The 12,121-nt window shown below is 67.8% G+C and carries 13 protein-coding genes and 2 tRNA genes; 3 read left to right on the top strand and 12 right to left on the bottom strand.

Annotated features, from left to right (window positions below; translation table 11 throughout):
- Nucleotides 1-84: 84 nt before the first annotated feature.
- The 3 genes from glmM to rplM are packed head-to-tail and all read right to left on the bottom strand — an operon-like array spanning nucleotide 85 to nucleotide 2,422.
- Entirely contained in the window at nucleotides 85-1,446 is a 1,362-nt protein-coding gene (gene glmM, locus ACQUSX_RS06450; RefSeq protein WP_428906128.1) for a phosphoglucosamine mutase, read from the bottom strand.
- 17 nt (nucleotides 1,447-1,463) lie between these two features.
- Nucleotides 1,464-1,949 carry a 30S ribosomal protein S9 gene (gene rpsI, locus ACQUSX_RS06455; RefSeq protein WP_428906129.1) on the bottom strand — a complete coding sequence of 162 codons (486 nt, stop codon included), beginning with the start codon at nucleotides 1,947-1,949 and terminating at the stop codon, nucleotides 1,464-1,466.
- Nucleotides 1,950-1,975: 26 nt separating this feature from the next.
- Complete coding sequence (gene rplM, locus ACQUSX_RS06460; protein WP_428906130.1) at nucleotides 1,976-2,422, bottom strand: 50S ribosomal protein L13; 447 nt, start codon at nucleotides 2,420-2,422, stop codon at nucleotides 1,976-1,978.
- A 537-nt stretch (nucleotides 2,423-2,959) separates the two neighbouring features.
- Here rplM and ACQUSX_RS06465 point away from each other — a divergent pair.
- Nucleotides 2,960-3,703 carry a hypothetical protein gene (locus tag ACQUSX_RS06465; RefSeq protein ID WP_428906131.1) on the top strand — a complete coding sequence of 248 codons (744 nt, stop codon included), beginning with the start codon at nucleotides 2,960-2,962 and terminating at the stop codon, nucleotides 3,701-3,703.
- 108 nt (nucleotides 3,704-3,811) lie between these two features.
- On the opposite strand, the gene ACQUSX_RS06470 is transcribed toward ACQUSX_RS06465, so the two are convergent.
- Together ACQUSX_RS06470 and truA are read right to left on the bottom strand one after the other, a co-directional pair.
- Nucleotides 3,812-4,480: an endonuclease/exonuclease/phosphatase family protein gene (locus ACQUSX_RS06470; RefSeq protein ID WP_428906132.1), complete on the bottom strand. Its 669-nt coding sequence runs from the start codon at nucleotides 4,478-4,480 to the stop codon at nucleotides 3,812-3,814.
- Nucleotides 4,477-5,346, bottom strand: coding sequence for a tRNA pseudouridine(38-40) synthase TruA (truA, locus tag ACQUSX_RS06475; protein ID WP_428906133.1), 870 nt, complete (start codon nucleotides 5,344-5,346; stop codon nucleotides 4,477-4,479). Before truA ends, ACQUSX_RS06470 begins: the two co-directional genes overlap by 4 nt.
- Before the next feature lie 99 nt (nucleotides 5,347-5,445).
- On the opposite strand from truA, the gene ACQUSX_RS06480 reads away from it, so the two are divergent.
- A complete protein-coding gene (locus ACQUSX_RS06480; protein WP_428906134.1) occupies nucleotides 5,446-5,925 on the top strand; it encodes a type 2 periplasmic-binding domain-containing protein in 480 nt (159 codons plus the stop codon).
- On the top strand, nucleotides 5,922-6,911 hold the full coding sequence (locus ACQUSX_RS06485; RefSeq protein WP_428906135.1) for a cation efflux transmembrane domain-containing protein: 990 nt from the start codon (nucleotides 5,922-5,924) through the stop codon (nucleotides 6,909-6,911). The genes ACQUSX_RS06480 and ACQUSX_RS06485 overlap by 4 nt, the downstream gene beginning before the upstream one ends.
- Before the next feature lie 55 nt (nucleotides 6,912-6,966).
- Here ACQUSX_RS06485 and ACQUSX_RS06490 read toward each other — a convergent pair.
- The 7 genes from ACQUSX_RS06490 to ACQUSX_RS06520 all read right to left on the bottom strand — a co-directional run bounded on the left by ACQUSX_RS06490 (nucleotide 6,967) and on the right by ACQUSX_RS06520 (nucleotide 12,115).
- Nucleotides 6,967-7,040 (bottom strand) — tRNA-Met (locus ACQUSX_RS06490).
- 33 nt (nucleotides 7,041-7,073) lie between these two features.
- Nucleotides 7,074-7,145, bottom strand: a tRNA-Thr gene (locus tag ACQUSX_RS06495).
- Between the two features lie 68 nt (nucleotides 7,146-7,213).
- Nucleotides 7,214-8,461, bottom strand: coding sequence for a M23 family metallopeptidase (locus tag ACQUSX_RS06500; RefSeq protein WP_428906136.1), 1,248 nt, complete (start codon nucleotides 8,459-8,461; stop codon nucleotides 7,214-7,216).
- A 161-nt stretch (nucleotides 8,462-8,622) separates the two neighbouring features.
- Nucleotides 8,623-9,423 carry an inositol monophosphatase family protein gene (locus tag ACQUSX_RS06505; protein WP_428906137.1) on the bottom strand — a complete coding sequence of 267 codons (801 nt, stop codon included), beginning with the start codon at nucleotides 9,421-9,423 and terminating at the stop codon, nucleotides 8,623-8,625.
- The gene (locus ACQUSX_RS06510) at nucleotides 9,420-10,526 is read right to left on the bottom strand and encodes a hypothetical protein (protein WP_428906138.1); all 1,107 of its coding nucleotides are present in this window, start codon (nucleotides 10,524-10,526) and stop codon (nucleotides 9,420-9,422) included. Before ACQUSX_RS06510 ends, ACQUSX_RS06505 begins: the two co-directional genes overlap by 4 nt.
- 82 nt (nucleotides 10,527-10,608) lie before the next feature.
- Nucleotides 10,609-11,427, bottom strand: coding sequence for an enoyl-CoA hydratase/isomerase family protein (locus ACQUSX_RS06515; RefSeq protein ID WP_428906139.1), 819 nt, complete (start codon nucleotides 11,425-11,427; stop codon nucleotides 10,609-10,611).
- A 199-nt stretch (nucleotides 11,428-11,626) separates the two neighbouring features.
- Nucleotides 11,627-12,115 carry an FBP domain-containing protein gene (locus ACQUSX_RS06520; protein WP_428906140.1) on the bottom strand — a complete coding sequence of 163 codons (489 nt, stop codon included), beginning with the start codon at nucleotides 12,113-12,115 and terminating at the stop codon, nucleotides 11,627-11,629.
- Between the last annotated feature and the right edge of the window lie 6 nt (nucleotides 12,116-12,121).

The raw sequence follows: 12,121 nt of genomic DNA on the forward strand, positions 1-12,121 counted from the left end.
GCGTGAGCCCTATAGACACACGGGGTCCGCTCCGACAGACAAGGGCGAGGGCCGACGAGGGTCGACCCTCGTCGGCCCTCGAAGTCAGAGCGCGAGGTGCTGGCGCACGACTTCAGCCAGCGACGCGGCATGCGCATTGGCGGTCTCGGCATCCGCTGCCTCGACCATCACGCGCACGAGCGGCTCGGTGCCGGACTTGCGCAGCAGCACGCGTCCGGAATCGCCCAGCTGAGTTTCCACAGCCGCGACAGCTTCCTGCACGAGGGCGTGGTCGCGGACAGCTTCCTTGTCGACGTCCTTGACGTTGATCATCACCTGCGGGTAGACCGTCATGATCGACGCAAGTTCGGCCAGGCTCTTGCTCTGGCGCGCCATCTCAGCGACCAGGTGCAGGCCCGTCAGCAGGCCGTCGCCGGTGGTGGCGAAGTCGCTCATGATGACGTGGCCGGACTGCTCGCCGCCGAGCGAGTAGCCGCCGGCGTTCATGTCCTCGAGCACGTAACGGTCGCCGACAGCGGTCTGGCGCACCGTGATGCCCTGCTCGCGCATGGCGATGTGCAGACCGAGGTTGCTCATCACGGTGGCGACGAGGGTGTCGTCAGCGAGCTTGCCACGGCTCTTCATCGCGACCGCGAGAATGGCCATGATCTGATCGCCGTCGACGATGTTGCCGTCGGCGTCCACGGCGAGGCAGCGATCGGCGTCGCCGTCGTGCGCGATGCCGACATCCGCACCGACGCGGATGACCTCCGCGGCCAGCTTGTCGAGGTGAGTCGACCCGACGCCGTCGTTGATGTTGATCCCGTCAGGATCGGCGCCGATGACGGTCACCTTGGCGCCCGCGTTGCGGAACACCTCAGGGGACGCCCCGGATGCCGCGCCGTTGGCGCAGTCGAGCACGACGTGGATGCCGTCGAGTCGGTGCGGCAGGGACGCCAGCAGGTGCATGACGTAGCGATCCTCGGCATCCGAGAATCGGCTCACGCGACCCACCTCGCCGCCGATCGGCTGCAGCTTGGTGCCAGCCACCATCGTCTCTTCGATGCGCTGCTCGACGAGGTCGGGCAGCTTCACTCCGCCGCGGGCGAAGATCTTGATGCCGTTGTCCGGCGCCGGGTTGTGCGAGGCGGAGATCATCACGCCGAAGTCGGCGTCGATGTCGGAGATGAGGAAGGCCGTCGCCGGGGTGGGCAGGGTTCCGGCATCCAGCACATCCACGCCGGACGATGCGAGGCCCGCCTCGACAGCGGCGCTGAGGAACTGGCCGGAGATCCGCGGGTCGCGAGCGACCACGGCGGTGATCCGCTTGCCGGTGGCGCGACGCGCGTCGGCGATACGGCCCTGGCCCAGGACGACAGCAGTCGCCTGGGCCAGGGAGAGCGCAAGTTCGGCGGTGAGGAGGCCGTTGGCCAACCCCCGCACGCCGTCTGTACCGAACAGTGCCATTGAAGGAACTGCGTGGATCAGCGCTTGGAGTACTGAGGAGCCTTGCGGGCCTTCTTGAGACCCGCCTTCTTGCGCTCGATGACGCGGGCGTCGCGCGAGAGGAAGCCGGCCTTCTTGAGGGTCGGACGGTTGTTCTCAGCGTCGATGTTGTTCAGCGCACGGGCGATGCCGAGACGCAGCGCACCGGCCTGGCCCGAGTCGCCGCCACCCGAGATGCGGGCGATGACGTCGTAGGCACCGGCGAGGTTCAGCGCGGTGAACGGGTCGTTGATCAGCTGCTGGTGCAGCTTGTTCGGGAAGTAATCCTCGAGCGTGCGACCGTTGATCGTGATGGTGCCCGAGCCGGGAATCAGACGCACGCGGGCGATGGCCTGCTTGCGACGGCCCACAGCGGCACCCGGAACGGAGAGCACGGGACGGGGAGCGGACTCCACAGCCTCGGCCTCAGGGCTCGAGGTGGTGAAGTTCTGCGGGAATTCGGTGGTGTCCTGGATGTCAGCCACGAGTATGTCCTTAGTCTTTACGGCGCTTACTGGGCGACCTGGTCGAGGGTGTACGGCGTGGGCTGCTGCGCGGCGTGCGGGTGCTCGGCACCGGCGTACACCTTCAGCTTCGACAGCTGCTCGCGACCCAGGGTGTTCTTGGGGAGCATGCCGCGGACGGCCTTCTCCACGGCGCGAACCGGGTTCTTCTCGAGCAGTTCGGCGTACGACGTGGCCGTCAGGCCGCCCGGGTAACCCGAGTGGCGGTAGGCCATCTTCTTCTGGAGCTTCTGACCCGTGAGGGCGACCTTGCCGGCGTTGACGATGATGACGAAGTCACCGGTGTCGACGTGAGGGGCGAAGGTGGGCTTGTTCTTGCCGCGCAGGATCGCTGCTGCGTGCGAGGCGAGGCGACCGAGAACGACGTCAGTGGCGTCGATGACGACCCAGTTACGCTGGATCTGCCCGGCCTTCGGGGTGAATGTGCGCGTCACAATAGTGCTGCTTTCTTGAATCGAACGGAGAGGTTCGTGAATCCCACTCCGGGGTGGTTCTCGACTCTCGCTGAGAGACAGGGAACACGCCAGTGGAGGGCTCACGTTCGTCGTACCGGGCGTCCGAGCGAGTCGGATGTCAGGCACCAAAGAGTCAGCTTACAGCATCCGGGCCTCGATGCCGAACTCGCCTACGGTGCGCGGGTCTCTCTGCGCCGCCCAGGTGGCGCGAATGGCCGGCTCTCACGGCTGATGCGGCCACACGCGCCACCTCAGCGCAAGCGCCTTCTTCTGCACATGACGCACCTCCCCGCACACCTGGGCCCGCACTTCAACACGGGGGACGCCCTTGCCAGCGGCGTATCCCGTCGGCGTCTGAAAGGAAGAGACCTGATTGCACCGTTTCATGGCGCGAGGCGGACCAAGAAGGACATCAAGAGACAGGAGAAGGCTGCGAAGAAGGACAAGGCACCGCTCGCTCGGAGTCGCGAGCTCGCGAATCGAATCCGCAGCAACGCGCTGTGCTTTCTCGACGTCATGGCACCTGGGGCCTTCATCTGCGGGCTGAGCGCAGCGGCGATCTATCAGTACCCGGCCGATGACCCTGGCGATCGCGACGTCGGCGTGTTCGCTCCGCAGCGCGCCCCGCGGGGGAAGGGCGTGAGGGGCCGAAAGGTCGAACCCCACCTCGCCTTCGTTCGCACCTGGCACGGTCTGCCCATCACGACGCCGGCTTCGACTTGGGCGATGCTGGGGCGCGAGCTGAGCGAGCGCAAGCTCGTCATCCTCGCTGACGCGATTCTGCAGGTCCCGCGCGACAAGTACGGGACGCAGCACCCGGAGCAGCGCGGCGCGACACGTGAGCAACTGCAAGCCGCACTCGACGCCGGTCGCCGCGTTGGGCTGCCTCGCCTGCGGTCCGCCCTGGCTCGCGCGCGGGTCGGAAGCTCCTCGCCGCTCGAGACCGAATACCGATTGGATGCCGAAGACGCCGGCCTGCCGACGCCCGAACTGGACGTCGAGATCCGTGACGCGCGCGGCCGGCGCGTGGGCATCTCCGAGATCGTGTACCGCGACTATCGGATCATCGTCGAGATCGAGGGGGATCACCACAGGACTTCTCGCTGGCAGTGGAACCGTGACATCCAGAAGTATCGCGACTACGCCGACGCCGGATGGGAAGTGGTGCGCATCACGTCGATGGACATCCGCACAACCCGCCGCGCAGTGGACATTGTTCGCATGGCGCTGGTGCGCCGTGGCTGGAACCCGACTGCATAACCTCTCGCGGAGCGCTGAGCGTCGCTCAGGTGGCTCGAATGGCCGCCTCGCCCATGCCGAAGGGACCAGATGCGCCACTTGAAGCGACCGTGGGCCGCGCAGCCAGCCCTAAGCCGCCACGGCGGTGACCAGGATCGGGCGATGGTCGCTGGTCCCCTGGGGCAGCGTCGTGATGTTCGAGATGTCGAAGCCCACCGACGTCGCGAAGTCGTAGTGCCCTCGGAACACGCGGTACCGCGTATACGTGCGATCGTCGCTGAGGGTGAGCGTGTACCCGTGCTCGCGCACCGTCTGGCCGAGATTCTCCTTGAAGACGGGGTAGTTGTAGTCGCCCACCATCAGCACCGGCAGATCGGGCCCGAGCGACTGCAGCTCGTCGAGCGCCGCGCGGATCTGATTGCGCCGCAGTGAGTTCAGCGCAGTGAGGGGAGCCGCGTGAAACGATGCCACGATCACGTGCCGCCCCGTGTCGATGTTCGTCATGCGCGCACCCAATACCCGCTCGTGGGCGGGCTTGAGCACGCGGTCGTGGAGTGACTTCTTGAGCCCGATCGTGCGCACCGACTCGACTCGGAAGGTGTTGCGGCGCACATACATCGCCAACCCCAGTCGGTTGCCGCTGGTCGCCTCGATCAGCGAGAGCCCGCCGACGGTGTCGCGCAGATCCTGCGTATCGCACTCCTGCAGGCAGAGGATGTCAGGATCGTGTCTGCTCACCAGCTCGGCGAGTTCGCCCGCCGCGCGATGCTTGCGCAGGTTGTACGAGATGAGCCTCATTCGTCCAAGGTACCGCCGTCGCGCGCCTCTCGGTCGCGGCGAGCCCGGGTCTGCTCGGCGCGGGATGCCAGCAGCTCGTCGGCGGGATACCCGACCTCGGCGAGCGTCAGCCCGCGGGCCGGCAGCACCTTGAATGCGCTCGTGCGGGTCAGCTCGTCACGCAGACGCGCGACATCGTCGACCTCGAGCTTGCCCTCCCCCACGGCCGCGCACGCACCCACCAGCGCACGGACCATGCTGTGGCAGAACGCGTCAGCCTTGACCTCGGCGACCAGCACCCCCTCTGCGTCGCGGGTCCACCCGTAGTCGAGCAGCGTCCGGATGGTGGTCGCCTCTTCACGCGGCTTGCAGTACGCCGCGAAGTCGTGCAGCCCGATGAGGGTCTGCGCGGCAGCATCCATCCTCTCCACATCGAGATCGGCGCGCACCGTGGTCGTGTCATTGCGGCGCATCGGGTCGTACCCGACCGTGTTGTCGGCGAGGCGGTAGCGGTAGCGGCGCCACACCGCCGAGAAGCGCGCGTCGAACCCCTCGGGCGCGAGGCTCGTGCGGGTCACCGTGACGTCGGGATAGTTGCCGAGAACACCTCGGATGCGATGCGCCAGCGATCCGGCGGGGTCGGATGCCGCGTGCCCGTGCCGCACCTGCACACGCGCCCACTGCGTCTCATCGAGGTCGACATGAGCGACCTGGTCGGCGGCGTGCACACCGGCATCCGTCCGACCGGCGACGACCAGCTGTGCCTCGGAGCCGACGATGCGGGCCAGCGCCGCCTCGATCGTGCCCTGCACGGTGCGCAGCCCGGGCTGCTTCGCCCAGCCGCGGAAGTGGGTGCCGTCATAGGCGATGTCGAGACGGATGCGCACGAAGACAGCCTACGCGGGGGCGTCAGGCGTCCATGCCCCACGGCGCACGCGCTTGTCAAGGATGTTCCGCCACGGGCATCCGGTCGCCATGATCGAGGCGTGCGACATCCTCTGAGAACTCCCCTGTCGTCGGCGGCAGCACTGCTGCTCGCCGCCTCGCTGACGGGCTGCGGCATCAGCATCCCGACCGACCCTGACCGCACCCTCGAGAACGTGTCCGGCGGTGAGCTGCGTGTCGGCGCCTCGCCGGACACCGGGCTCATCGAGGCGGCCGGCGCGACGCCCAGCGGCCCGCTGGCCGACCTCGTGACCACCTACGCCGCAGAGCTCGATGCCTCGACGGACTGGACCGTCGACAGCGAGGAGACGCTGGTCGGGATGCTGGAGGCCGGCGACCTCGACCTGCTGGTCGGCGGATTCACCGACCAGACTCCGTGGGTCGATCGCGCAGGGATGACCCGGGGCTACAGCAGCATCGAGGGCGCCGACGGCCGAAAGATCGTCATGCTGGTGCCGCTCGGCGAGAACGCATTCCTCAGCAACCTCGAGCGGTTCCTCGACGAGGAGGTCGGATCATGAGCGTCGCCGGTCTGCACCAGTTCGGACGCACCGACCTGCCGCCGGAGCAGGCGAAGGCCATGAAGAAGGCCATCAAGTGGGAGATCTTCACCATGTGCTACACGGCGGTGACGATCACCGTCGTCGCCTTCGTGGTCGGCAACTCCCAGGCGATGCGGACCGCCTGGATCGAGGACATGCTCTCGCTCGCGCCGCAGGTCGCATTCCTCGTCGCCTACATCTTCGTGCGGCGTGCGCCGACGCTGAAGCACCCGTACGGACTGCACCGCGCGATGAGCGTCGGGCATCTCGTGGCGGGTGTCGCGCTGCTGGTGATCGGTCTGAACCTGATGTTCGAGGCGATCAGCGGACTGGTCGCGATGGAGCATCCCACGATCGGCACCGTGCAGCTGTTCGGACAGACGGTGTGGCTCGGCTGGCTGATGGTGGCGGTGATGGCGGTGATCGTCGTCGGACCGGTGTTCATCTACGGACCCGCAAAGTCGAAGATCGCGCCGGTGCTGCACAACAAGCTCCTGTATGCCGATGCTGACATGGCCAAGGCCGACTGGCAGACCAACGTGGCATCCATCATCGGTGTGCTGGGAATCGGCATGGGCGTGTGGTGGCTCGATGGCGCTGCGGCCATCTTCATCTCGGCCGGGATCGTCTGGGATGGCTGGCGCAATACCAAGGACTCCGTGCTCGACCTCATGGACCAGCGCGCCACAACGTACGACGGCAAGAAGGTGCATCCGCTCACGCTCGAGATCCTCACGCTGCTGCGCAGTCAGCGTTGGGTGTCGGATGCCGGGGTGCGCATACGCGATCTGGGTCAGGTATTCCAGGTCGAGGCGTTCGTCGTGCCCACACGGGCGAAACCGCACCTTCATGATCTGAATGCGGCAGCGCAGGCGATCACCGAGCTCGACTGGAAGGTGCAGGACGTCATCGTGATCCCGGTGTCGAAGCTGCCCGAAGAGGTCGACGACGGGAGGGGCGAGTGAATGGTGGGGGCGGGATACGAGAAAACCCCCGGCGATGCCGAGGGTTCTTGTTCCGTAGCGGAGGCGGGACTCGAACCCGCGACCTCACGATTATGAGTCGTGCGCTCTCACCATCTGAGCTACTCCGCCGCAATCGTCCACTCCGAAGAGGTGAACGCTACGAGCCCCGAGTCAGGATTGAACTGACGACCCCTTCCTTACCATGGAAGTGCTCTGCCACTGAGCTATCGGGGCGTGCTGCCCGTGTCAGGGCAACCAGACGAGATTACCATCCGAGATGGCCACTCGCGAAATCGAGCCGGTCAGTATTCGTACCGTCCCGCGTTCTCGCGCATCCACGGCAGCGGATCGACCGTCGAGCCGTTGATGATGATCTCGAAGTGCAGGTGCGCACCGTAGGAACGGCCGGTGTTTCCGACCTTTCCGATGATGTCGCCGACCTTGACCTGCTGGCCTGCCTGCACCTGCAGCGAACCGTGCTGCATGTGTGCGTAGTGGCTCGTGACGACCTGTCCGTCGATGACGTGGTCGATGTAGACGGTCACGCCGTAAGCGCCGCCGGCTTCGGTCGCCGTGCGCACGACGCCGTCGGCGATCGCCTGGATCGGCGCACCGTTTCCGGGCACCAGGTCGATGCCGGCGTGCAGGCGGCCCCAGCGCTGTCCGTACGGCGAGCTCATCGCCACACCGACGATGAACGGCCACTGGATGGCCGCGTCGGGATCGTTCGTGTACAGGCTCTCGGAGAAGTGGATGCCCTCTTCTGCAGCGACCTCGGTCAGCGAGACGGTCTCGAACGACTCGGAGCGCTGGAGAACCTCGTCCTGCACATCGGCGGAGGCGACGTACGCCTGGATCTCGCCATCCGTGACCTTGGGGTTCGTCTCATCGCCTTCGGCGACCAGCGAGGTGGCGGCCGCGGCGACCTTGCCCTGCGAGGCGGCGACCGCACTGACGGGGAGGGTCATCGAGACGGCGATCAGACCGGCGACGCCCATGACGCCGACGCTTGCACCGGTCGCGACGACTCGGCGCAGCACGCGGTTGCGGCGAGCCGGTGCGACATGCTGGATCCGCTCCGGCGCCGCACCTTCGGTGACGGGCTCAGCCGCGAGCGGAACCTCGGGGGCTTCGTCTTCATCGTCGACAGCGGCGAAGCCGAAGGCCTCGGATGCCACGGCGAACGCGTCGTGATCGGGATGCCCGGTGAAGATCGATTCGGTGGCCGGTGCGGTGGTCACCGGCGTGGTGATCGTGGCGGGCTCGGTCATGACGACCGGCTCGGGCCGCGTCATCACAACCGGGTCGGTCACCGACTGCGAAGCGGGCTCGGCGATGACGGCGACGGGCTCGCTCATGGGCTGCACGACGGGAGCGCCCGAGGCTGCCAGGCGACGCGCGCGCCGACTCGTAGCCGCGGCCGACATCTGTGCAGCAGTGGGTGCGGCGGCCGGTTCCGCCGAGGAGAAGACCTGCGATGCGTCCGGGGTCACCGACATCGCGGGTGCCGCTGACGCGGCGCGAAGTCGATTCGAACGGCGCGTGGGCACAGCGCCATCCTCGGAACGCACAGGGGGCAAATCAGTTCTCTCGGGTTGATGTCAAGCGGGGGGAAGCTTGATCACTGTCACGGTTCGGGCCGCAAAAGTAACGATCGGGTAAACACTACATGCTCATGTCTGAGAAAGCCATGAACCCTATACAAATTCAATCACATGCCTTCGGCTTCGCCCGAGATGATCGCGCGGAGCCGCTCGTGCACGGCCGCGCCGCCGGCGATCACCATCGGGCGCGGCTGATCCAGCTCGAGCCGACTCACCGCTCCCCCGGCCTCCTGCACGAGGATCGCGCCCGCGGCGAAGTCCCACGGGTTCAGGCCGCGCTCGAAGAATCCGTCGAGCCGGCCCGCCGCGACGTACGCGAGATCGATGGCAGCAGAACCCATCCGACGCAGGTCGCGCGCCATGGTCATGACGCGTCGCACCATGACCAGGTCGCCGTCGTGCGTGGCCGGGTCGTACCCGAAACCGGTGCCGAGCAGCGCCCCGGCGGGTGTCTCAGCGTTGACCGCGAGTCGGATGCCATCGTGCCAGGCACCCTCGCCGCGAGCGGCCGTGAACAGCTCGCCGAGCCCGGGTGCGCACACGGCGGCGGCGACGCCCTCCCAGCTCTCCGGGTGCGGCTCGCCCTCGACGACGGCGATGCTCACCGAGTACGTCGGCACACCGTAGGCGTAGTTCACAGTGCCGTCGATCGGGTCGACCACCCAGGTCAGGCCGCTCGTGCCGCGCTCGGCGCCGGTCTCCTCACCGAGGAATCCATCGTCAGGACGCTCCTTGCGCAACCGGTCGCGGATCAGCTGCTCGACCTCGCGATCCGCCTCCGTGACGATGTCGGCGAGCGTGGACTTCGTCGCGGCCAGCAGCACCCCCGCGGCACGGCGACTGCGGGCGAGCTCGCCCGCCTCGCGGGCGATGTCTGCGGTCAGTTCCCCCAGTTCGGCGGGCGTCACTGCGACCCTCCCGGAGGGGTCGCAGCACCCGGCGCGGCGGGAGGGGGCGGCGGGATCGATCCCGGCGCCGGAGGCTCAGCTGCGTACGGCGGCACCGGAGGCGCAGGCGGCGCAGGCGGCTGCACGGGCGGCTGAGGCTGCTCCTGCGGCTGAGGCTGCGGTTGTGCCGTCGGCGGCGCAGGCTCGGCCGGAGCCTGCTGCGGCACCGGAGCCTGCTGCTGCACGGGAGCCTGCTGCGGCGCGGGAGCCTGCTGCGGCGCGGGAGCCTGCACCGGGGCATCCAGAGTCGGGAAGCTCGGCATCGACGCCTGAGGATCGTATGTCGGGCGGCCGGTGTAATAGGCGTTCCAGTCGGGTGAGCCGTCCGGCAGCACCGGCAGAGGCGTGCGCCCGTCGGAGTAGGTCGGCCAGGCGCGAGGAGCGGGCGTCGCCTCGATCGGCGTCACCGCCGGCGGCGGCGTGAACGCCTGCTGCGGGCGCGGAGCGAACAGGGCGTTCAGCAGCGGGATGAGGGTCGTGCCGACGGCCGCGAGAATCGCAAGGGCGATCACGATCCGCCAGTAGAGGTCGCTGTACTCGAACGTCTCCGGGAAGGTCAGGTAGAACACGAGCATCGCCACGAGCGCGCCGAGCATCGTGAACGTGACCATCACGATGACCCGCGTGAAGGTGGTGACGTAGCGCTGCGAGGCCTTCAGGAACAGTCGCACGTGCAAGAGTGCCAGCTGCAGGATTCCGATGACCAGCAGGAACTGGAAGAACCGCTCCATCACCCAGCCGTAGTACTCGTCACCCGTCGGAAGCCAGATCTTCACCGCACCGACCAGCAGGGCGATGATCCACGTGATCATGCTGGCCAGTGCCAGCCAGTCGGGTCGCCGCTCGGCGAGGTGCGATTCCGCGATCGCGATGCCGGCGAACAGTGCCAGGAGCAGGATCGTCAGGAACGCGCGGCCGATGATGCCGTCCTGATCGCCGATGAGCACCCACACGACGCAGACGAGAGCTGCCGCGATGAGCGCTCCGATCGCGATCCAGATGGCGCCCCGCAGCAGCTTCGATGTCATCGGCTTCTGGTCGGAGCGGGTTTCGTGATCAGACATGTGAACCCTCCTGGCTAGTCTCGTCACATCCTCCCACGCACACGGGACCTCGCCGGGACGTTATCCACAGCGACGTCGAGTGTCAGCGCGCGCTCTTCCTGGATGCCGCTGCGAAGCCCGCGACGCGCGCCTTGGCATCCGGAGTGTCGAAGGCCGCGCCGATCGAGCGCGCCTCTTCGGAGAGCTGCTCGGTGAACGTGCGGGACGGCTGCGAGCGCACCAGGCGCTTGGCATGTCCGTAGGCGCCTGCGGCGCCGGCGAGCCAGAAGCGCGCGATCTGCTCTGCGCGCTCGCGCACGGCATCCGCCTCCGCTTGCGCGTCCTCTGCCGCCGAACCGGTCGAAGGAGTCTCGACAGCCTCGGCGACCAGCCCCCACTCGACGGCCTCTGCCGCGGTGAGCAGGCGGTCCTGCAGCACCAGCTGCAGGGCCCGGCGCTCGCCGATCGCGCGCGCCAGCTGGGCCGAGACGGACAGGTCGGGTGTGAGGCCGATGTTCGCGTACAGGCTGCCGATCTTCGAGTGCGCGCCGACGACGGCGTAGTCGCTGCACATCAGGATGCCCAGTCCCCCGCCTGCCGTCGTGCCGTGCGCGGCGGCGACCACCGGGATAGCCGACTGGGTGAGGTTGAGGATGCCCTCGTTGATCACGTGCGCGAGAGAGGTGATGTCCGCACCGCTGCCCATGGTCTTCGCCATCGCCAGCACGTCGCCTCCGGCGCAGAACGAGCGCCCCGCCGCATCCAGCACGATCGCTCGCACGTCGTCGCGACCGACGGCCTCGGCGGTGACGTCGCGCCAGGCGACGGCGAGATCGGCGTCGAAAGCGTTCAGACTTGCGGGGCGGTTCAGCGTGAGTCGGGCCAGACCCTCGTCGACGGTGAACAGGATCGGCTCGCTCATGGATCTCCTTCGATGCGCAGGACGGAGTCCCAGAATAGCCGGGACCCGGCTTCACCCGTGTCCGCGCGTGAGCAGGTAGATGCGCGCGACGCCGTGTGCACGTGCCGCGGAGATGTGCGCCTGACGCGGACGCAACCCGGGAATTCGTCCGCGCGAAGCGCACAAGTCCGCGCGAAGCGCACGGCACCGACACATCGGCTCAGTCGGCGAGCACTCGGACGACGAAGTCCTCCATGCGGTGCCGCGTTCCGTCCAGCCTCTGGTCGGCCTGCCCCGGCGGACGCACCTCGTTCGGGGCGAGCGGGTGCGCGAGGCGCACGTTCTCGTGGCATGACAGGTCGGCGCAGATGTACGTCCCCGCGCTGTCGCCGCGGCGCCCCTTCGCTCCCCCGCGCCGTGCGGTCAGCAGCGCGACCTGGTTGCCCGGCTGCAGGGTGCGGCATATGTTGCACATGCCGGAGCGCACCCGTGCCGGGTCGGTTGCGCGCAGCACGATGCCCTGCGCGACGCGCTCGTGCTCGACGATGACGATGCCGCGCCTGCTCGATTCCGGATCTCGCCAGGCGAGGAAGTCCAGGTAGTCCCAGTCGGTCAGGATGAAGTCATGCGGCATCCCGATCTGGGCGATCTCGTCGGCATCCGCATTGCGGATCGCCGCGCGCACTTCGGCCTCGGTCAGTGGTCGCATCGCTTC

The sequence above is a fragment of the Microbacterium alcoholitolerans genome, from assembly GCF_050408615.1.
GTDB lineage: Bacteria > Actinomycetota > Actinomycetes > Actinomycetales > Microbacteriaceae > Microbacterium.